This is a genomic window from Caulobacter sp. SSI4214, from assembly GCF_012184455.1.
Classification (GTDB): domain Bacteria; phylum Pseudomonadota; class Alphaproteobacteria; order Caulobacterales; family Caulobacteraceae; genus Caulobacter; species Caulobacter vibrioides_E.
The window spans coordinates 132,782-152,069 of sequence record NZ_SZWJ01000001.1 but is presented as its reverse complement, the minus strand read 5'-3'; the positions used below and the strand labels follow the sequence as shown (position 1 = coordinate 152,069).

General features: G+C 66.6%; 18 protein-coding genes. 6 read left to right on the top strand and 12 right to left on the bottom strand.

Annotation, left to right across the window (positions count from 1 at the left end; genetic code table 11):
• Positions 1 to 10 precede the first annotated feature (10 nt).
• A complete protein-coding gene (locus tag FCU40_RS00640) occupies positions 11 to 154 on the bottom strand; it encodes a hypothetical protein (protein ID WP_168072184.1) in 144 nt (47 codons plus the stop codon).
• Between the two features lie 74 nt (positions 155 to 228).
• On the opposite strand from FCU40_RS00640, the gene FCU40_RS00635 reads away from it, so the two are divergent.
• Positions 229 to 543, top strand: coding sequence for a 2Fe-2S iron-sulfur cluster-binding protein (locus FCU40_RS00635; RefSeq protein WP_168072182.1), 315 nt, complete (start codon positions 229 to 231; stop codon positions 541 to 543).
• A 2-nt stretch (positions 544 to 545) separates the two neighbouring features.
• Entirely contained in the window at positions 546 to 1,760 is a 1,215-nt protein-coding gene (locus tag FCU40_RS00630) for an FAD-dependent oxidoreductase (RefSeq protein WP_168072180.1), read from the top strand.
• Between the two features lie 966 nt (positions 1,761 to 2,726).
• On the opposite strand, the gene FCU40_RS00625 is transcribed toward FCU40_RS00630, so the two are convergent.
• The 9 genes from FCU40_RS00625 to FCU40_RS00585 form a co-directional block, all read right to left on the bottom strand.
• Positions 2,727 to 3,647, bottom strand: a complete 921-nt coding sequence (locus tag FCU40_RS00625) for an oxidoreductase (RefSeq protein WP_241693521.1) — start codon at positions 3,645 to 3,647, stop codon at positions 2,727 to 2,729.
• 39 nt (positions 3,648 to 3,686) lie between these two features.
• Entirely contained in the window at positions 3,687 to 4,691 is a 1,005-nt protein-coding gene (locus FCU40_RS00620; RefSeq protein WP_168072179.1) for a zinc-dependent alcohol dehydrogenase family protein, read from the bottom strand.
• Between the two features lie 255 nt (positions 4,692 to 4,946).
• A complete protein-coding gene (locus FCU40_RS00615; RefSeq protein WP_131368842.1) occupies positions 4,947 to 5,747 on the bottom strand; it encodes a hypothetical protein in 801 nt (266 codons plus the stop codon).
• Positions 5,748 to 5,945: 198 nt separating this feature from the next.
• A complete protein-coding gene (locus FCU40_RS00610) occupies positions 5,946 to 6,959 on the bottom strand; it encodes a zinc-binding alcohol dehydrogenase family protein (RefSeq protein ID WP_004624261.1) in 1,014 nt (337 codons plus the stop codon).
• Positions 6,960 to 7,018: 59 nt separating this feature from the next.
• Positions 7,019 to 7,792, bottom strand: a complete 774-nt coding sequence (locus FCU40_RS00605) for an alpha/beta hydrolase (RefSeq protein WP_175582045.1) — start codon at positions 7,790 to 7,792, stop codon at positions 7,019 to 7,021.
• 44 nt (positions 7,793 to 7,836) lie between these two features.
• Positions 7,837 to 8,943 (bottom strand): L-dopachrome tautomerase-related protein, encoded by a 1,107-nt coding sequence (locus tag FCU40_RS00600; RefSeq protein ID WP_004624257.1) that lies wholly within the window; start codon positions 8,941 to 8,943, stop codon positions 7,837 to 7,839.
• A 106-nt stretch (positions 8,944 to 9,049) separates the two neighbouring features.
• Positions 9,050 to 9,934: a LysR family transcriptional regulator gene (locus FCU40_RS00595; protein WP_004624256.1), complete on the bottom strand. Its 885-nt coding sequence runs from the start codon at positions 9,932 to 9,934 to the stop codon at positions 9,050 to 9,052.
• Positions 9,935 to 10,635: 701 nt separating this feature from the next.
• Positions 10,636 to 11,643 (bottom strand): aldo/keto reductase, encoded by a 1,008-nt coding sequence (locus tag FCU40_RS00590; RefSeq protein ID WP_168072178.1) that lies wholly within the window; start codon positions 11,641 to 11,643, stop codon positions 10,636 to 10,638.
• Positions 11,644 to 11,672: 29 nt separating this feature from the next.
• The gene (locus FCU40_RS00585; RefSeq protein ID WP_168072177.1) at positions 11,673 to 12,056 is read right to left on the bottom strand and encodes an AraC family transcriptional regulator; all 384 of its coding nucleotides are present in this window, start codon (positions 12,054 to 12,056) and stop codon (positions 11,673 to 11,675) included.
• A gap of 185 nt (positions 12,057 to 12,241) precedes the next feature.
• Here FCU40_RS00585 and FCU40_RS00580 point away from each other — a divergent pair, with 185 nt between their 5' ends.
• From FCU40_RS00580 to FCU40_RS00570, 3 genes are all read left to right on the top strand, one after another.
• Positions 12,242 to 12,769 carry a sigma-70 family RNA polymerase sigma factor gene (locus FCU40_RS00580; protein WP_168072176.1) on the top strand — a complete coding sequence of 176 codons (528 nt, stop codon included), beginning with the start codon at positions 12,242 to 12,244 and terminating at the stop codon, positions 12,767 to 12,769.
• Positions 12,766 to 13,797 (top strand): FecR domain-containing protein, encoded by a 1,032-nt coding sequence (locus tag FCU40_RS00575; protein ID WP_168072175.1) that lies wholly within the window; start codon positions 12,766 to 12,768, stop codon positions 13,795 to 13,797. Before FCU40_RS00580 ends, FCU40_RS00575 begins: the two co-directional genes overlap by 4 nt.
• Before the next feature lie 120 nt (positions 13,798 to 13,917).
• Positions 13,918 to 14,529 carry a hydrolase gene (locus tag FCU40_RS00570; protein ID WP_168072174.1) on the top strand — a complete coding sequence of 204 codons (612 nt, stop codon included), beginning with the start codon at positions 13,918 to 13,920 and terminating at the stop codon, positions 14,527 to 14,529.
• Positions 14,530 to 14,588: 59 nt separating this feature from the next.
• On the opposite strand, the gene FCU40_RS00565 is transcribed toward FCU40_RS00570, so the two are convergent.
• Positions 14,589 to 15,065 (bottom strand): cupin domain-containing protein, encoded by a 477-nt coding sequence (locus FCU40_RS00565; RefSeq protein WP_168072173.1) that lies wholly within the window; start codon positions 15,063 to 15,065, stop codon positions 14,589 to 14,591.
• A complete protein-coding gene (locus tag FCU40_RS00560) occupies positions 15,062 to 15,997 on the bottom strand; it encodes an alpha/beta hydrolase (RefSeq protein ID WP_168072172.1) in 936 nt (311 codons plus the stop codon). The genes FCU40_RS00565 and FCU40_RS00560 overlap by 4 nt, the downstream gene beginning before the upstream one ends.
• Positions 15,998 to 16,224: 227 nt before the next feature.
• Here FCU40_RS00560 and FCU40_RS00555 point away from each other — a divergent pair, with 227 nt between their 5' ends.
• Positions 16,225 to 19,287 carry a TonB-dependent receptor gene (locus tag FCU40_RS00555; protein ID WP_168072171.1) on the top strand — a complete coding sequence of 1,021 codons (3,063 nt, stop codon included), beginning with the start codon at positions 16,225 to 16,227 and terminating at the stop codon, positions 19,285 to 19,287.
• Position 19,288 lies beyond the last annotated feature (1 nt).

Below are 19,288 nucleotides of genomic sequence, written 5' to 3'. Positions count from 1 at the left end.
TCCGACCGTTTTAACCGCTATCGCCCAAACGCAGCTTCGACGCGGCTCGCCGCGTCGCGCTCGAACGCAACTTGATCAACGCGCGAACGCCCAGGAATCGCCCATGCCAGAACTCTTCATCGTCGAAGTCGCGCGCGCCGCCGGAGGCCGTCATGAGAGACCGCTTACGGGCCAACGCTCGACCCGTCTCGACGGCCTGGCCAATGCAACTCGTATCGAGGCGCCGTGATGAGCAAGATCATTGTTATTTCGCGCGACGGCGAGGAGCGCGCGATCGAGGCCGAGAACGGGTTGTCGGTGATGGAGGCGATCCGCAACGCCGGCATCAATGAGATCATGGCGCTGTGCGGCGGCTCCTGCTCCTGCGCGACCTGTCACGTGTTCGTCGAGGCTGGCGGAGAAACCTTGCCGCCGCCGGAGGCGGACGAGGACGACATGCTCGAGGCCAGCGCCTATCGGCGGGAAAATTCCCGCCTGTCCTGTCAGCTGACGGTGTCGTCCGCGTTGGAGGGGCTGACGGTTCGCGTCGCGCCCGAGGAATAGGCATGACCCGCTTCCATGACGTTCTCATCGTGGGCGGCGGACACGGCGGCGCTCAGACGGCCATCGCGCTGCGCCAGAACGGCTTCGCCGGATCGATCGCCATTATCGGCGACGAGCCGGAGCCGCCCTACGAGCGACCGCCGCTGTCGAAGGAATATCTGGCCGGCGACAAGACCTTCGAGCGGCTGCACCTGAGGCCCGAGGCGTTCTGGCGTGATCGCGCGATTGACCTTGTCTTGGGGGCGCGCGTCGATTTCCTGGACCCAACCCTCAAGCAGGTCGTCACCACGGGCGGCGAGCGCTTCGGTTATGGCGCGCTGGTCTGGGCCACGGGAGGACGACCTCGTCGTCTGGATTGCGAGGGGGGCGATCTGGCCGGCGTTCATGCCATCCGAACGCGGGCCGACGTTGATCTTTTGCGGTCCGAACTGCCGGCCGCGCGACGGGTGGTGATCATCGGCGGCGGATATATCGGGTTGGAGGCGGCCGCGGTGCTTCGCAAGTTCGATAAGTCCGTCACGCTGATCGAGGCTCAGCACAGACTTTTGGCGCGAGTGGCCGGGCCGACCCTGTCGCGGTTCTACGAAGCGGAACATCGCGACCGCGGGGTAGATGTGCGGCTGGCCTCCACAGTGAGCCGTCTGGTCGGCGCCGAGGGCAGGGTCAACGGCGTTGTGCTGGCGTCCGGAGAGAGGCTGGCCGCCGATCTCGTGATTGTCGGCATCGGCGTCGCGCCCGCCGTCGAGGTCTTGCGGCAAGCCGGGGCGCTCGGGACCAATGGCGTGCTGGTCGACGATCGCTGCAGAACGTCCTTGGCCGATGTATTCGCCATCGGCGATTGCGCCGCGCGGAAGTCTCGGTTTTCGCCGACGGCCGTCAGAATAGAGTCCGTGCCGAACGCCAACGAACAGGCCCTGACCGTCGCATGTGAACTGACCGGGCGTGAGCGAGATCATGATGCTCCGCCATGGTTCTGGTCGAACCAGTTCGACCTGCGCCTGTTGACCGTCGGGTTATCGGACGGCTTCGATGTCGAGGTCGTTCGCGGGGATCCCGCGACCAAGAGCTTTTCGGTCGTCTATCTTCGCGAAGGACGGATTATCGCTCTGGACTGCGTCAACGCGGCGAAGGATTTCGCCCGGGGGAAGTCTCTGGTCGCTAACGGAGTTCTCACCACGCCCGATCTGATAGCGGACGTGAACATTCCGCTCCCGTGAGACGCCAAGGTTAGCCTTCAACGCCAAGCTCCGCGCTCGTTTAAGAGTCTCACAAGGCTCGCTCATCCTGCTTTCGAGCGACAATCGTCCTTTCTGCACGAACCGTTGACGCCGGTTGGGATGGGCCTTGGTTCCGGCATTTTGAGAAAATGCCGAACGCCGCGCGACGCGCGGGCGCTCGACGATATCGCGAACACTGTCGGTCTTCGTCGCGACCGAGCAGCTCAGCCGTGCGGCGTGCGATACCCGCCCGCTCCATCGTCGATGGCATCGGCAACAGGATGTTGGCTGTACGCGACGCTTCGACGACGGCAGTCGCGGTGGCGAAAGTGGCATCGGTTGCCGCTATTGGGCTCGGGTGTTCTGCTGGCCACCTTGTCCGCTGTCGTACTCAACCTGCTTTACAACGGTCTGGAGCCTGGCCCGGTCGAATGACCGGGCGCTCCTGCGCCAGTCGTGCTGAGCGTCGCCTTTCTGGAGGGGAGGCAGGGTCGGCTGAAGGCGCTTATCTGCATATGAAAATCAGCGCATCCCGCGATGCTGCTGTTGCTGGTGATGGGGCTCTGCCTAGCGCATGGCGGGTCTACCAAGTGTGCGGTCGCATTCCATCGTACATTAGAGTGCTATAGCGAACACATAGTGCTCCGTTTTATTCATTGCGGCGCGCCAGACTACGCCAAAGCGCGACGGAGCGCGCCAGCGCCGCCGGCGCTGCTAGTGGTCTCCTCCGTCCAGACGCCCCATTCACCGATGGGGAAGGCGGCGTTCCTGCCCTGTTGAATGGAGAAGTCTGGCGCGAACTCGCCGACCTTCGGAAAGTCCGCTTGCCGGCCAAGGTTAGGCCTTCTGATTAGAGCAGCGGCTTGTACCGGCGTGGGAGGCTTAATGGCGAAGATCGGCAGCATTGATCCTCCATCGCAGGTGCTGCGATGGACTGGCCATACGGTCACAACGGCCAAGCCAAGCTTATATTTCGTCCTGCCTATGACCGGTTTCTAACGCCAGGTTGCCCCAAGTCTCTAGGATCTCGCGATCACGGGCGTGTTTGGCGGAGATTGCCGCCACCGTATCGTCTCCTAGCGGAAGGCGGACCGGCGGCTCGGGCACGTTCGCCAAGCGAAGGATCGCCTCGCCCAGCTTCGCCGGATCGCCGGGCTGCCGGTGATTGAGGGCGCCCACCTGGGCGCGTATGCGACCAGCGGTTTGGGCATAGTCGGCGATGACCGCCGCGCTGGTCCTCAACGAAGCCGGGTCGAGGAAGTCGGTGCGGAAATAGCCCGGCTCCACCGCCGTCACATGGACGCCCAGCGGCGCCAGCTCCGCCCGCATCGCCTCGGACAGGCCCTCGACCGCGAACTTGGTGGCGCAGTAGACGCCAAAGCCGGCCGCGCCCCTGTAGCCGCCGATAGAGGACATGTTGATCACATGGCCACGGCGCCGCGCGCGCATGGAGGGAAGGACCGCGCGCGTTACCGACAGCAGACCCAAGACGTTGACCGAGAAGAGCTGTTGAATCTCGGCGGCGCTTGCCTCCTCGACCGCGCCGACGAGACCGTGGGCGGCATTGTTCACGAGGACGTCGATGGCGCCAAACCGACCCAAGGCCGCCTGGACGGCCGCGTTCGGTTCCGTCGGTTGGGTGACATCCAGTCTCGCGGCCAAAAGGTTCGCGCGCTCGCCAAATCGGCTCGAGAGCGCGCTGGGATCACGCGCCGTCGCAACGACGTTGTCGCCAGCTCGCAGCGCGCGGTCAGCGATCTCGGCGCCCAGGCCTCGGCTCGCGCCGGTGATGAACCAGGTTTTCATGGGGAAGTCTCCTTCGGGGGGAAACGCGGTCGCCGGCTCGGACGTCGTGGCGCCGCAGGGGATGGCTTCGCCTTCGACCATAAGCTCTCGGCGGCCCTTGTCGGGCCGCCGGTACGAGCTTCAAGGGTGGGCGATATCGACGACGACCTTGCCGTGGGCCCGGCCGCTCGCCAGCGCCTGATAGGCTTCGTCGAGAGCATCCAGGCCAAACCGACCGTCGTACAGACGCGGTCTCAGCGCGCCCGATTCCGCCAGAGCGGCCACTTGGGTCAGGATCTCGCCGAAGTGGCCGCGCCCTTCGCCGCTTAACAGCGGGTGCAGGGTAAACACGCCCGAATAGGTGGCCTGCTTGAACGAAAGCGGCGCGAGCCCGTGTGCGCCCCAGCCCAGGCAGCTGACCACATGGCCGAACCTTTTGACGGCCCGGAACGACGCATCGAGCAGCGCGCCGCCGCCGGTGTCATAGACAACCTCGAAGCCAGCGCCGCCGGTATGCTCCGCGACGTAGTCCTCGACAGGACGCGCGCCGTCGATGGCGATCGCGCCAAGGCCATGGAGATAGGCCTGATCCTCCTCGCCGAGGGCGGTGGCGTAGACCTTCGCGCCCTTGGCCAGCGCGATCTGGACGGCCAGATGGCCGACGCCGCCGGCGCCGCCTTGAACGAGCACGCTTTCGCCCCTCTGGATTTGCGCGCGATCGATAAGACCTTCCCAAGCGGTGATCGCCGCCAGCGGAAGGGCGGCCGCCCCGCGCGCGTCGAGGCTGGTCGGGCGCCGCGCGAGAAGGTCCGCGTCGACGGCGACATACTGGGCTTGAGAGCCTTGAAGCCCGCCGACGCCGCCGATGAGACCATAGACGCGATCACCGGTCGCGAAGCCCCGCACGTCGGCGGCGAGGGCTTCCACCTCGCCCGCGACATCCATCCCGAGCACCGCTGGTAGCGGATTGCGCGCATGGGCGGCCTGCTCGGCGCGGATCTTAAGGTCGAGAGGATTGAGGCCGCTGGCCTCGACACGCAAAAGCACCTGGCCAGGACCCGGCGTCGGGCGCGCCAGGGTTTGGAGGACGAAAGGACCGTCGCGAGCCTCGACGACAGCGGCGGTCATGGTTTGGATCGGGCTCATCAGAGCAGCTCCGGTTGGTTGAGCCCTGATGATCCTCCAAGCGTCAATGACTGATAATAGAAGATATAGAGTAGAGTCTATGCAAAATTGAATGCGTCGCGCCGGCCGGGATTGAACGATGGACCCTTCGCTGAGTTAGCGCCCAGAGGCCCTTGGCTTCGGCGTCGCGGGCGCCGCGCCGGTCAATCACGCGCGAGGCCGCAAGAAGCGGCTGTCGGGTCGATGATGCTATAAATTTCTGATTTATAGAGCTTTTTATCTGATCTGATCGGGCCAATCAGATCTGAAAAGGCCTAGCGCGTCCAGCATCGCCAGTCTTCGCCGGACCGATGCGGATTTAAGCGGCTCGTAACGAAAGACACGACGCCCTGTGGCGTCGACCACCGTAACGGAAAGCTTTCGGCCATGGTGCGACAATTGCCGCCACGCGGCGAGTTCGGCCAGGTCCTCCGATGCGGCGGCCGTGGCGTAGAACGAGACAAACGGCGTCCGCGCCAGCGCCCGATAATAGTTGGCGGCTTGATGGACAGGGATGCGGGATGAGCCCCGAAACCGGGTCTTGGCCGCGAGGCTGGAGGCATAGGGCTCCGCGAGGTCCCGCGAGCCGATCCAGAGCGCCTTACGGACTGGGCCATCCGCATCGGCCGTCAGGCCGAGCACCTGATCGACGACGTGGGTGGCTTCATGAAGAAGGACATAGGTCAGAGCGTCCGCCCGCCCCGCGTTGAAGCGGACGCGATAGCCGCTGCCGTCGTCTTCAAATAGGCCGGCGTCCTTGGCGGTCAGAAAGTCGGTCAGGGTTTCGTGCAGCAAGCTCGCTCTAAGGGTGATGTCGAAAGCATCGCCCTTGCCGTCTGGGTCGGCGCGGCTGGTCAGGGCGTTGCCAGCCCCTGGCTTGAGATCCACGAAGCTCAGGCGGCGGAGATGACCCTGAAGCACCCGGCGGTGCAGAGGGGGCAGCTTGCCGAGCACGGAGTCCACGACTGCCCACTCTTGCTCGGTCAATGCATGGGGCGTGATCTCGGACCCGCCCGCATCACGGAAGGTCTCCATCACCAGGGCGTCCGGAGGGCCAACCCGCGACCGAAGGGATGAGGCTCGTTCGATGCGCGGAGCCGCCGCTCGGGCTGGCGACGCGGCGGCGACCTGGGGCGAGACCGTGATCAACGCGACCACCACCGCCAGAGCTCGTCCAGACAAGATCACCCCACAGTCCTCCGCCAGTCGTTCAGCCGCGCCAGCCCGCGCCCTCGCTCAAAATCCGGCGAGGGCCAGCTTGCCGATCGCCCGGCCGCTTTCCAGCAGCGCGTGAACGCGCTTCAGATTGGCCGCGTTGATCGGACCTTCGAGCGCTGTCAGGGTGGATCGCAGGACGCCCCGATCGAGCAAGGCCGACACCTCTTCCAGGATCTCGTGCTGGGCGATCATGTCGCGCGCCTGGTAGGCGGCGCGGGTGAACATCCACTCCCAGGCCACGGTGATCGACTTGCGCTTCAACTTGGCGATGTCGAAGTGATCGGGGTCGTCGATCAGGGCCAGACGGCCCTGGGGCGCGATAATCTTGGGGAACAGCGGCAGGTAATGTTCGCTGGCGGTCAGGCTGGCGACATAGTCGACCTCGGGGATGCCGATGCGGGCCAGTTCCTCATCCAGCGGCTTGCGGTGATCGATGACGTGATGGGCGCCCATATCCGCGGCCCAGGCGACGGTTTCCGGACGCGAGGCCGTGGCGATCACCGTCAGGCCGGTGAGCTGGCGCGCAAGCTGGATCAGGATCGAGCCGACGCCGCCCGCCCCATTGATCACCAGCAAGGCGCCGTCAGCCCGGCCCTCGCCATACGGAACCCGTAGGCGATCGAACAGCAGCTCCCAGGCGGTCAGCGACGTCAGAGGCATGGCCGCGGCGCTGGCCCAGTCCAGCGTGCGCGGCTTGTGGCCGACGATGCGCTCGTCGACGACATGAAGCTGGGCGTTGGCGCCGGGGCGGGTGATGTCGCCGGCGTAGAACACCGCATCGCCCACGGCGAACAGGGTCACATCCGCCCCTACCGCTTCGACGACGCCGGCGGCGTCCCAACCTAGGATCTTGATCTGGCCTTCCGGCGCATGAACGCCGGCGCGGATCTTGGTGTCGGCCGGATTGACCGAGATCGCGTTGACGCGGACCAGCAGATCATGCGGGCCGGGCGCGGGCGGCGGGACGTCGAGATCGAGCAGCGCGTCCTCACGATCGATTGCGCCCGGAGTGGAGTAGCCGACGGCTTTCATAAGGGTCTCCTTTGCCTGGCCCCGCCGCTTGAGACGGCGGGGCGAAGGACACTGAGGGTTCAGTTGGGGGCGTTGACGGCGGTCAGAATGGCCTTGGCGACCTCGGCCGGGTGCGAAGCCATCGCCGCGTGGTCGCTGGCGACGCGCGTGACCTGTGCGCCGATCGCCTTGGCCATGGCCTCCTGCTGGGCTGGGACGATCATCTGGTCCTGGGTGGTCACGACGTACCAGTTCTTGCGGCCCCGCCAGGCGGCGTGGGTCGCCGGCTCGCCGAAGGCCTTGGTGTTGATGGGCGCCTGCGTGGCGAACATCAGCTCGCGCTCGGCGTTCGTGGCTTCGGGCGCGAAGAACTTGGCGAAGCCGGCGGCGCTCATCGACGCGTAGTTCTGGCTGTCGACCGTCAGGGCCGACAGGCCGGCGCCGGGGGCGAAGCCCTTGCCCAGGTCGCCGACGCTCTGGCCCGGACCGTTCGCGAAGGCGGCGACATAGACCAGCGCGCGCACCTTGGGCGTGTCGCCGGCCTCGGTGATCACCGTGCCGCCCCAACTGTGACCGACCAGGATCACTGGGCCAGGAATGCGGTCGATGGCGCGACGGGTCGCGGCGGCGTCGTCGGCCAGCGATGTCAGCGGGATCGAGACGCTGACGACCGGCACGTGCTGAGCGCGCAGCAGCGGGATCACCTTGTCCCAGCTTTCGGCGTCGCCGAAGGCGCCGTGAACGAGCACGACGGTCGGCTTCTCGGTCGGCGCGCCAGCTTGGGCCAGGGCGGCGCCGCTCGCGGCCGCGGTCGACAAGACCGCCAGGATGGCGGCGCGGACGAAGGTTTTCATGATGACAGCTCCTGTTGAAGACGGGGTTGGACGAGAAAGGCGTCTCACTTCGGCAGATCGATCCGATAGAGGCGCACGGGCCATTCGCGGGGGCGGTCGGCTCCCGTGAAGTTCGGCGAGCGGTCCATCTGCGCGGCGGGAAGCCAGAGCCGATGACGCGCGTCGAGGAACGGCGCGTCGACCCAGTGCAGGCGGGCGTCGCGCACGATGGTGGTGATCGTCCCGTCCGGAGCGCGGCGCTTGATCGCGTTCTCGGCCAGGTCGCTGAAATAGAGGCCGCCATCGGCGTCCATCGCCGTGCCGCCGACCGGCGGCAGGTCGGCCCAAGGCGCGACCTGGGCGGCCAGTTCGTCGGCGCTCAGGGCGGCGTCCTCGAGGTCCCGGATGGCGACGCGCGACCAGGGCCCCTCCAGCGGGCCATAGTAGAGCCACTGGCCGTCAGGACTGATCTCCAGAGGATCGGAATTGACCCGTAGCGGCGCGCCTTCCCCCGTGCGCAGGACTCGGCCGGAGAGAACGATGTCGCGCTCGGCGGGAGCGATCGTCGACGGGTGGCCTTCCAGCACCCGGCGCGCGGCGCCGGTGACGAGATCCAGAACGATCAAGCCCGGACGGCCCGCGTCGGTGAGATAGGCATGGTCGCCACGAAACCTGACGTCGTCGACATAGCTGCCGGCTGGCGCGATGGCGGGACCAAACGGATAGACACGGACCACCGTGTCGCTGGCCAAGTCGATCTTCACCAGCTTCGCGCCGCCAGGCAGGGGATCGCCGCCGAACGTGGGCGCGCCGGTGTCCACGACCCAAAGCGCTCCGTGGTTATCCAGGTGGATGGCGTTGACGTTGACGAACGCGCCGGCCGCGTCCGCGCCCGGGCGCCAGCCGTTCCAGGCCGCGTCGGGGAAGGCTGTCACGGCCCCGCCGTGGACGACGCCGACCGCGGGACCCTTGGAGCCCGTCCAGCGTGGACCGGCCACGAAGATCCGATCCGTCGTCACCGCGACAGCATTCCAAACCAACGTGTCGCTTCGCGCGATCTCGGTCAGTCGGGGCGGCGACGAGGATGCGGCGTGCGCGCCGAGGGCGAGGGCGGATGTCGCCGCGGCGATCGCCAGGACGGCGGATCTCGCGGAGGACGGGCGGATCGACATGGTCTTGCTCCTCGATGGATGGAGCTAAGATCGTCGGCGCCTTTTCGTTTAGCCACGACCAGAATGACATGACATCCATTCATGAATGAATGGCTAGGTCGTCAGGCTAGAGGGGATTTGGCACGGCCTGCGCGAGATGGTCGATAAAGACGCGCAAGCGCCGCAGCGGTTTGAGGTCGGCATGATAACCGAGCCAGACATCGCGGCCCGGCAGGGGCTCGCCGACCTCGACGCGGGTCAGTCCCCACTGCTGGCCCAGCACCGCGGGCAGCACCGCCATCCCCGCCCCGCGCGCGCAGGCTATGGCCTGGGCCTCGCGGCTGTTGCTGCGGATCGCGAAATGGGCGCGGGGAAAGCGCCGCCGGAGCCAAGTGACATCGGCGACAGTATCGAACTGGCTATCCATCGTGATCAGCGCATGGTCCTGACCGTCGGCGGACTCGTTCGGCGCCCCCCTTTGCTCCAGGTAGCTCGTCGCGGCGAACAGGTCGTAACGAACGTGGGTGAAGCGTCGCTGGATGATGTCAGGCATGTCGAAGGGCAGGAAGCGAAACACCACATCCGCCTCGCGGCGGTCCAGGCTTAGCAGGCGGAAGTCGGCGACGATCTCCACGGTGATCCGAGGGTTTAGCAGGCTGAACGCAGCCGTGGCGGGGGCCACCACAAGATGTGCGAACCAGTCGGAGCACGATACCCGCAGATGACCCTCAAGTTCGCCGCCCTTGCCGGCGAACTGCCTTTGTAGGGCAAGCGCCTCCTCCTCCATGCGCTCGGCGCGCCGCAACATGACCTCGCCCTCGTCGGTCAGGCGAAAGCCGCTCGCGCTCCTCTGGAACAGCGCGCAGCCGCAGGCCTCCTCCAGAGACCTCAGGCGTCGCCCCGCGGTCGGTTGACTCAACCGCAACTGCGGTGCGGCGGCCGTTAGCGTGCCCGCCCTGGCGATGGCGAGAAAAAGGCGTAAGTCGTCCCAGTCGAGGCGCGCTTCGTTCATGCATCGATGCATAATCCATGCGCGTCGGCGAAGACAGTCATACGAGAGTGAGCCGCCTAGAAGGTGTCACGCTCTCAAATCTCATGCCAGAGATGTAAAATCCAATATCCAAGGCGCCGACGAGCTCATGTCCGTAGTCTCGCACCCTTATGTTGCCTATGCGCGGCCAGACTCTGCCGCTTGAATGTCGTTGGATGAGCCGAGTGGAGTAGAGGCCAAGCAGGCCGCGCCATTGGAGGAAGGTTGTCTTCCTGAAGGTGTGCCAACGGCAGCAAGTGGCGAATTCAGGTCTTCGGGTAGGGGCCCAAGGTGTGAAGCTCAGCTGCGTGAAACAGTTTACGAAGGTCGCGCGGGCTCGGTTGTTCGAGCGTCGTGCCGGCTTCCATTCGGAGAACGCCGTGCCTTCGCTATAGTAAGCGTCGCGCGATAATTCCCACTCGGTTTCATCTGCGCGCGCCAGACTACGCCAAAGCGCGACTGAGCGCGCCAGCGCCGCTGGCGCTGCTAGTGGGCTTCTCCGTCCGGAAGCCCCGTCCACGGATGGGAAGGCGGCGTGCCCGGCCCGCCGAACGGAGAAGTCTGACTCATCGCTGGCGTTTGCAAGGTCCGCTTGCTGGAAGGCCGCGAGCGTTGTTCCGCCCGCTGGTCGATGCCCGGGTTGACGCGCCGAAGGGCGCCGCCTTGGGACCGCCGACCGCGGATCACGCGACGAGCGGCAGGGGCGCCGCTGGATGGACCAAGCCCGCCTGTCGGAGCTCACGCCAGAAGTCGGCGGGAATGACGACCTCCAGCGCGGCGCGGTCCTCGGCGATGCGGCTGGGACGGCTAGCCCCGGGAATGACGGCCGCGACGGCGGGATTGGCCAGGGAAAACTGCAGGCCAGCCGCTTTCATACCGACCCCGTATCGGTCGGCGATGGCCTTGATCCTGGCCACCTTGTCGAGGATCGCGGGGCTGGCCGGGGCGTATTCGAAGTTCTGGCCGCCGACCAGGGCTCCGGAGCTATAGGGGCCGCCGACGACGATGCCCAGGCCACGCTCGGCGACCTTGGGCATCAACCGCTGCAGGGCGCGGTCATGATCGAGCAGGGTGTAGCGCCCGGCCAGCAGGAAGATGTTCGGGCGGGGTTCCTCCAGAGCCAGCAGCAATTCGATCGGTTCGACGTGATTGACGCCAAGACCCCAGCCCTTGATGACGCCTTCGTCCTTGAGACGATCAAGCGCCTTGAAGGCGCCTAGGCGGGCGGTCTCGAAAACGCCGAGCCATTGGTCGCCATAGAAGTCCTGCGCCAGATCGTGGATGAAGACGATGTCGATACGGTCGGTGCGCAACCGCTTGAGGCTGCCCTCGATCGAGCGGTAGGCGCCGTCCTCGGAATAGTCGTTCACGACCTTGTTCGGACGACCGTGCTGGAAGACGCCGCTCTTTTCGCCGAGGTCGCGGTCCTGCGGGGACTCCACTTCGTCCAGAATGATCCGGCCGACCTTGGTGCTGATGACGTACTCGTCGCGGGGCTTGCCCGCGAGCGCCTCGCCCATACGCAGTTCGGCGAGGCCCGCTCCATACAAGGGAGCGTTGTCGAAGTAGCGGATGCCGGCGGTCCAAGCGGCTTCGACCGTCGCCAAGGCCTCTTGCTCGGGAATGTCACGGAACATGTTTCCCAGAGGCGCGGCGCCAAATCCTAGTTTGCTGGCAAAGGGCGTGTGCATGTTGAAGCCTTTCGTTCGAGGGGGGGCTGTCAGATCGCGAGCCTGTTGTCTCGACGCCAACGCCGGGGCGTCTCTCCGACGAACGCGTGAAAGAGCCGGGACATGTGGGCTTGGTCGCAGAAGCCGCTGTCCAAGGCGATCTCGCAGAGCGTAGCGCGGCTTTGCCGCATCATGGCTTTCGCGCGGTCCAGGCGGGTGCGGATCATGTATGCGCGCGGAGGAAGCCCGAAGCTGCCCCTGAAACGACGGGAGAACTGGCTGGCGCCGAGACCGACCAGGCTCGCGAGTTCCGAGGTTCTGATCGGCTGGCCAAGATGTTCCTCGACGTATCTGAGCACCTTGCGCTCTTGCCACGGGGCAAGCGCCAAGGTCCGCGCGCCGAAGACCTTCTGGCTTTTATCGACAGCACCCATTCCGACATCCCCAATCGCTATGCCCTTCCTCCCGGTCGAACGCAGGTCGACGAGATTTCCTCACCCTCTCTCGGCGTGAAGTGAGGACTTCGCGCGCGGCTGCGTTCCGCCCTTATGACCACGCATCTCTCCTGGTCATTGGACAGGCGGCGGAGTCTCTGATGGGAATGGCGCGAGAGGGGCCCATGAGGGATGCTTCGGACGTCGCCGCGCGCGCGGACGCCTTCGCCCGGCAGGCCGCGGCGATGCGCGGACCCTTGGCCTCGTATTTCCGTCGGCGGATCCGCAACGCGAGCGAGGTTGAGGATCTGGTCCAGGAAGTCTTCCTGCGGCTCACCGTGCGGGGCACGCCCGACAGCGCCGATCACGCCAGCGCCTACATCTTCCAGATCGCCGCCAGCGTGTTGGCCGACCGCTACCGCCGCCGTACGGTCCGGCGGGCGGACGAGCACGTCGCGCTGGACCCCGAACTCCATGGCGAGCGGGACTTCGACCCGGCGCGCATCTACGCCGGCAAGCAGGCCCTTAACGCAGCGGCCGCCGCCCTGATGACCATGCCCGAACGCACCAGAACGATCTTTCTGCTTCGCCGTATCGATGGCCTTCGCCATCAAGCCATCGCCCAGCAGCTGGGCCTATCGGTCAGCGCCGTGGAGAAGCATATGGTCCGCGCCATCGAGCACCTGATGGCCCACGTGGGAGGCGCCCGATGAGCCGCCTCACGCCCGCTCAGGCCGCCGCGCGTTGGTTGGCCCAAGAGGATCTCGACCGGTCGCCCCAGCGCGAGCAGTTTGCCGCCTGGCTGGAGGAGAGCGAGGAGAACCGCCAGGCCTGGGCCCAGGCCCATCGTGTGTGGGGCGTTCTCGACGACGCCGATGAGAACGACCTTATCGCGGCCCTGACGCGCGCCGCTCGCCGAGCGGGACCGGAGCCGGCGGCGAGGTCGCCGCGCCCCTGGCTCATCGCCGCCTCGATCGGGGCGCTCACCGTCTCGGCGGCGCTCCTGGTCGGTATTCGCGAGGAATGGCCTGGACGGCGGCCGTCTCCGGTCCAGGTAGCGGCTGGCGCGGCGCCGTCACTGTACGCGATCGGCCGCGCGGATTACGTGACCGGCGCGGGCCAGAAATCGATCGTCGACCTGCCCGACGGCACCCGTCTTACCCTGGACTCCGACACCGCCGTCGATGTGGCTTTCGCCAATGGCCGCCGCGATATCCGCCTGCTGAAGGGCCAGGCCTTCTTCGACGTCGCGCATGATCGCCAGCGCCCCTTCGCCGTGCAGGCCGCCGAACGGGTCATCACGGCGCTCGGCACGCAGTTCGACGTAAAGCTGGACGCGGAAGGGATGCGCGTCGTGCTGGCCGAGGGCAGCGTCTCTGTCGGCATGGCCCAGGGGCGTACCGGCGCGCCGCCGGTGAAGCTCAAGCCCGGGGAAGCCTATTCCGCCCAGAAGAACGCCGCCGGCAAGGTGGCGCGCACAGACCTGAACGCGGCGCTCGCCTGGCGGCAGGGCGTGGTCGAATTTCACGACCAGCCTCTGTCCGAGGCCATCAGGCTGCTGAACCGCTACACGCGCGCACAGATCGTCATCAAGGATCCGAAAGTCGCCGCCCTGCGCATCACCGGCGTCTTCAAGACGGGGGATATCAAGCGCTTCGGGCGCTCGGTGTCCGAGGTGCTGCCGGTGCGGATGATGGCCCGTGACGCGAACACCTACGAACTGGTCTCCACGCGACGCTAGGTATTATTTTCGTTGAGGATTTTCGAAAGGACGGCGTTCTCCCTGATGGAGCGTCGCGGGCTCGAGGGGACCAGCCCATCGACAGCTTTCTTCGCTCGGAACCCCAGAGCGAGGACCCCAATGACATCGCCGACCACCATTCGTGATCCGCTAGCGGACCACCTGCTGACTCCGCGGAACGCCGCCCTGCTGATCATCGACTTCCAGCCCGTGCAGGTCTCGTCCATCGTCACGATGGAAAAGCGCCTGCTGATCGCCAACGTGACCAACCTGGCCAGGACCGCGCGCCTCTATGGCCTGCCGGTGGTGCTGACGACGGTCAACGTCGCCACCGGCCTCAATACGCCGACCATCACGCCAATCACCGACGTCCTTCCCGGCGTCCAACCCATCGACCGCACCGCCATCAACGCCTGGGAGGACGAGGACTTCGTCGCCGCCGTGAAGGCGACCGGCCGCCAGAAGTTGATCATGGTCGCGCTGTGGACCGAGGTCTGCCTGGCGTTCCCAGCTCTGGACGCGCTGGACGAGGGCTATGAGGTCTTCGCCGTGGTCGACGCGGTGGGCGGCACGTCGGAGCTGGCGCACCGCGCGGGCATTGACCGCATCGTCCAGGCGGGCGCCAAGCCGGTCAGCTGGATTCAGGTCGCCTGCGAGCTGCAGCGCGACTGGAACCGCAAGGAAACCTCCGAGGGGTTCGCGGACATCGTCCTGCGCGCTGTTGGACACTAAGCAAAAAGGGGGGAGCAAGGACGACCTTGCTCCCCATCTTGGTGGAAATATTCGCGGGCCTAGGGCTTCGGCGCGTCGCTCGCCTCGACATAGTCGGTGCTGGTGGGCCCAAAGCCAGAGATATAGACGCTGGCGCCTTCGGGACCGGTCATGGCGAAGTGATCTACGCCGGCCGGCTCGCTGTAGAAGCTGCCCGGCGGCAGCGTCTTCACCAATGCCGCGTCGGCCTTGCGGCCGTAGCCGAACCTCCAGACGCCCGAGACGACCACGGCGGTGCGCTCGTCCCTATGGCTGTGCGCGGCGATCCGCATGTTAGGCGGCACCCGGAGCGCGATCGTATAGGGGCCAGCCTTGGTCGGGTCGCCGTAGAGTACGGTCGTGCGAATGCCGGTGACGCCCGAGGTTCCGGCGGTCGCGCCTCCCGCGTTGAGGGCGGCGATTTCGGACGGCGTCAGGCGCAACTGGCGCTCCTGGGCCGACGCGGCGCCGGCCAGGAGCAGCAGGCCGATGGTGGTGATCGCGAGACGGCGACTCATGGCTTTGCCTCCAGGAAGTCGCGGACCATCGTCACCGTGGCCTTGGGGTTCTCTTCCATGATCCAGTGGCCAGAATCCGGCACGACGCCCTCGGTGACGTTGCTGGCGGCGAAGCGCATCACCGTCGCCATCATCGGCCCGAACGACTTCTCGCCACCCAGGGCCAGGACCGGCATGGTTAGCTTGCCTTGAGCCAGGAAGGCCTTGTTGTCGACGGCGTCCTGGTCGAAGGCGGCGAACTGCGAGAAGCCGCCATGCATGGCGCCGGGCAGGGCGTAGAGCTTGGCGTAGTGCTCGCGGGAGGCCTCGGTGAAGCGCGACGGGTTGGCCGAGAACTCGTTCCAGAAACGATCGAGATAGATACGCTCGCGGCCGGCCACGAGGCGCTCCATGTCCGGTCCGCCGAAGCGGAAGTGCCACAGCAGCGGGTTCTTGAGGATCTCGTCCCACGGCCCGACGCCCGGCAGCGGTGCGTCGATCAGCACGAAGCGGCGGACGCGGTCGCGATGCTCGGCGGCGAAGGCGTAGCCGACCATGTTGCCGATGTCGTGGGTGACGAGGTCGACTTGGCCGACCTTCAGGGCGGCGAGCACGCCGGCCACGTCCTGACCTTGCGTCTTCTTGTCGTAGCCGCCAGAGACCGGCTTGGACGACAGGCCCAGACCCCGAAGGTCGGGCACGATGACGGTGTGGGTCTTGGCCAGTTCGACGGCCATCGGCTCCCACATGTCTCCGGTTTCGCCATAGCCGTGCAGCAGCACGACGGCCGGGCCCTTGCCGCCGACCCGGACGTGGATCGTCGCGCCGTTGGTCGCGATGTCCTGGATCTTGAAGTCGGCGGGGTAGGGTTTGACCTGCGCCTGGACGGGCGCGCTCAGGGCCGAGGCCGAAAGGATGAGGGCCGCCAACGCGACCGGGGCGAGCTTGCGCACCTGCTTTCCTCCTGGATGGCGCGGAACCGACCGCGCCTAGGAGGGGGAACGCAGGCTCCGGGCAAACCCTCACGCTTTGCGGACGAGCCGATAGTTGGCGCTGAGCGATGCGTCGAACAAAACCCGCGTTCCGTGATATTTTCATCGCGAGCCTTCGCCGCTTCGGCCTGGGTCTCGGGGGCTTGGGGAAAATGATGCGTCACCGGCGTCAGCGTCGGTTCCGGGACTTGGCGCTCGTTCTGATAATGATCGCCGGGCCGGCTGAAGCCGCGCGCGCCGCGACGGTTTTCGTCGATATTCGCGCCGGATCTTTACAGGACGCGCTCGCCGAACTGGGGCGCGAGAATGGCATTGAGGTGCTCTACGCGGCCGACGTGGTGCGGGGTCGTCGCGCGCCGGCCGTCAAGGGCCGCCTGACGCCCGAGCGGGCAATCGCTCTACTGACCGGCGGTTCCGGCGTCGGTTATCGGATCACGCCTGACGGTGTCTTTGTCCTCTTCGAACTGCCGAAGAGCGAGCTCGCCGACCAGGGCGATGGCGCGGTGTCGGAACTGCTTGTCGTCGGGCGGCGCACCCAGAACGCCGACATCCGTCGGACACAGAACGACATTCAGCCCTATACCGTTATCGGCGCGCGCCTGCTGGACGTCGCGCCTCACGACAATCTTGATCAGCTCCTGCGGGAGCGCTTACCGGCGAACGGGCAGGTGATTTCACCCGTCCAGAACGTCAACGCGCCCGTTGGAGCCAATTCCGCGATCAATCTGCGCGGGATCGGTCAACAGAGGACCCTGGTTCTGGTCGATGGCCGCAGACTGCCCAGCTTGCCTTCGGACACTGCGGGGTTCGAGCAGAGCGATATCAACGCGATCCCCATGGGCGCGGTCGAGCGCATCGAAGTGCTCACCGCGACGGCCGGCGGCATCCATGGCCCGACCGCCATCGGCGGCGTCGTCAACGTAGTGCTGAAGCGCGACTATCGCGGCGCGGACCTGACCGTGGAATCCGGTCTCTCAAGCCGCGGCGACGCGGGGCGGGGCCGCGTCGAGGCGCGGATCGGCTTCACGCCCGACCATGGGCGCACCGACGTGATGCTGGCGGCGTCGTACAGCGCCGCGCAGCGCCTCACGGTAGGCCGGCGAGACTATGCGCGTCGGTCCCTGGGATGGCAGGCCGCCAACGGCGCGCCCGCCTTTCTGCTGCAACAGAGGCCCGTCAACGCGATCACGGTCCGCACCAGTCAGGGCGACCCGTTGCGCCTGGACCCAGCCTACGGCGGCGCGGTTCTGGCCGGCAGCTACAGCTTCCTGCCGATCGGGTTCCAGGGCTCCGACCAGGAGAAGGCCGCGGTGCTCGCCGCCAACGCCGGCAAATTGCCCGCCGATCCGGCGGCGGGCATGGCCGGCGACGACACCTCGCTGGTCTCGACGCCGCAGACCCGATCGCTGCTGTTCAGTGTCCGCCGCCGGTTCAGCGATCATGTCGAGGCCTTCGCCGACGGTTTCTCACTCCATGACCGCAGCTGGAACTACGCCACGCGGCATCCGGGTTTCCGTAGCGAAACCCAGGCCAACGCGCCCGGCAACCTGTTCGCCAACACGGTCTATTTCTATTTCCCCGTGCCTGGCCTCGCCGACAAGAAGATCACGACGACCGATGTCAGCCGCGCCACGGGCGGGCTGATCGCGAGCCTTCCTCGCCGCTGGCAGGCGTCCGCTGACTACACATTGGGGCGATCGATCCTGGAGCGTCGGCGCGACGGCAGAACGATCTACGGCATAGAGTCCGCGCTGTGGAACGGCCTGGCCGGGCCCGCTGGCCAGCCGCCGGTCATTCCGCTGGGCGACTATGCGAGCCTGCAGGCGGCGGCGATGGCCTATGCCGTCCCGTCCGGCGAGCGCACCCGGCTGACCACGGATTTCAGCAGCGGCGTCATCCGCGCGGCGGGCCCAATCCTCACGCTTCCGGGCGGCCCTTTGACCGCGACGCTGCTGACGGAGGTTCGGCGAGAGCGGATGCCGCGGGTGAACTATGTCACCTTTGGCGCGGGCGGGCGCTCCACCTACGCCACCAACGACCGCACACAGCGTGTCACTTCAGCCTATGCGGAGTTTCGAGCGCCCGTAATGGCCGGCGACGCCCGCTTCGTCCCGGCGCGTGGCCTCGAGCTCCAGCTCGCCCTGCGGCGCGACGAGGTGAAGACGACCTTTCCCGACACCGTCCTGACCGGCGTCGCCACCACGCAGACCATGGCCACGGTTCGCAACACCGCGGATGTCTACACGGCCGGCGTTCGGAGCTTTCCGACCGACTGGCTGATGATCCGCGCCAGCGCCGCGACCGGAAAGACGCCGCCCGACATCACCCAGTTGCAGGAGCTGGCCATCGTCCCCACCAGTTTCGGCGCCTACCCCTTCACGGACCCCGAGCGCGGCGGGCGACCGGTTATCGCCGACGGCCCGTTCGCCGTGGCCCAGCGCGGCTGGCATGGCATCGGCCAGGAAACCGGCCTGACGCGGTCCATCGGCGTCGTGATCAACCCGTCGGGCCGAAACGGCCCACGCGTGTCGATCGACGCCTCACGAGTCGAGGCCAAGGGCGAAATCAACCCCATCGGCATCGGCGGCCAAGACCTCATCAACGCAGAGGCGCTTTATCCCGGCCGCGTCGTGCGGGAGCCCTTATCGGCGGCGGACGCGGCGTTGGGTTACACGGCGGGCCGCATCGTCGCGATAAACGGCGTCTTGGGCAATGTCGGGCGCACCATCGCCGAGACCGTCGACGTGAACCTCGACTGGGCGCTTCCCAGGGTGCTCCAGGGGGAGACCCTGCTTTATGGCGCGGGAACCTGGCAGCCTACGTTAAAGACCCAGCGCCGTCCGGGAACGCCGTGGCTCGACCGTGTCGGCTATCGCGAGGACCCCTTGAGGTGGCGGGGGAACGCCGGGGTCCAGTGGGCGCGTGGACTGCTGAGCCTGGACCTAAACGCGCAATATCTCGGCCGCTCCAGCCCGCGCTTCTCGGCGTACAGCAAGGTTGTCGCCCAAAACGCCGCCTACAACCAGACGCGGACCTACACCCCGTCGCGCCTATACCTCGACCTCACCGCGCGCCGCCGGTTCGACATACCGGCAGGCCATGGGCTTGAGTCGCTCAATGTCCGTTTCGCCGTTCAGAACCTCCTAGACTCAAGCCCGCCGATCGTCGCCGATCCCAACAACATGGGCTACGACTATCGGGGCGATCCCCGTCGCCGACGCTTCGAGCTCAGCGTATCGGGCCGCTTTTAGC

Excerpts from the sequence above, each read along its gene's own strand:
- FCU40_RS00580 (WP_168072176.1), top strand. The coding sequence starts at position 12,242 with ATGAGGGATGCTTCGGACGTCGCCGCGCGCGCGGACGCCTTCGCCCGG.
- FCU40_RS00595 (WP_004624256.1), bottom strand. The coding sequence starts at position 9,934 with ATGAACGAAGCGCGCCTCGACTGGGACGACTTACGCCTTTTTCTCGCC.
- FCU40_RS00575 (WP_168072175.1), top strand. The coding sequence starts at position 12,766 with ATGAGCCGCCTCACGCCCGCTCAGGCCGCCGCGCGTTGGTTGGCCCAA.
- FCU40_RS00565 (WP_168072173.1), bottom strand. The coding sequence starts at position 15,065 with ATGAGTCGCCGTCTCGCGATCACCACCATCGGCCTGCTGCTCCTGGCC.
- FCU40_RS00570 (WP_168072174.1), top strand. The coding sequence starts at position 13,918 with ATGACATCGCCGACCACCATTCGTGATCCGCTAGCGGACCACCTGCTG.
- FCU40_RS00635 (WP_168072182.1), top strand. The coding sequence starts at position 229 with ATGAGCAAGATCATTGTTATTTCGCGCGACGGCGAGGAGCGCGCGATC.
- FCU40_RS00590 (WP_168072178.1), bottom strand. The coding sequence starts at position 11,643 with ATGCACACGCCCTTTGCCAGCAAACTAGGATTTGGCGCCGCGCCTCTG.
- FCU40_RS00620 (WP_168072179.1), bottom strand. The coding sequence starts at position 4,691 with ATGAGCCCGATCCAAACCATGACCGCCGCTGTCGTCGAGGCTCGCGAC.
- FCU40_RS00610 (WP_004624261.1), bottom strand. The coding sequence starts at position 6,959 with ATGAAAGCCGTCGGCTACTCCACTCCGGGCGCAATCGATCGTGAGGAC.
- FCU40_RS00600 (WP_004624257.1), bottom strand. The coding sequence starts at position 8,943 with ATGTCGATCCGCCCGTCCTCCGCGAGATCCGCCGTCCTGGCGATCGCC.
- FCU40_RS00605 (WP_175582045.1), bottom strand. The coding sequence starts at position 7,792 with ATGAAAACCTTCGTCCGCGCCGCCATCCTGGCGGTCTTGTCGACCGCG.
- FCU40_RS00625 (WP_241693521.1), bottom strand. The coding sequence starts at position 3,647 with ATGGTCGAAGGCGAAGCCATCCCCTGCGGCGCCACGACGTCCGAGCCG.
- FCU40_RS00630 (WP_168072180.1), top strand. The coding sequence starts at position 546 with ATGACCCGCTTCCATGACGTTCTCATCGTGGGCGGCGGACACGGCGGC.
- FCU40_RS00640 (WP_168072184.1), bottom strand. The coding sequence starts at position 154 with ATGACGGCCTCCGGCGGCGCGCGCGACTTCGACGATGAAGAGTTCTGG.
- FCU40_RS00585 (WP_168072177.1), bottom strand. The coding sequence starts at position 12,056 with ATGGGTGCTGTCGATAAAAGCCAGAAGGTCTTCGGCGCGCGGACCTTG.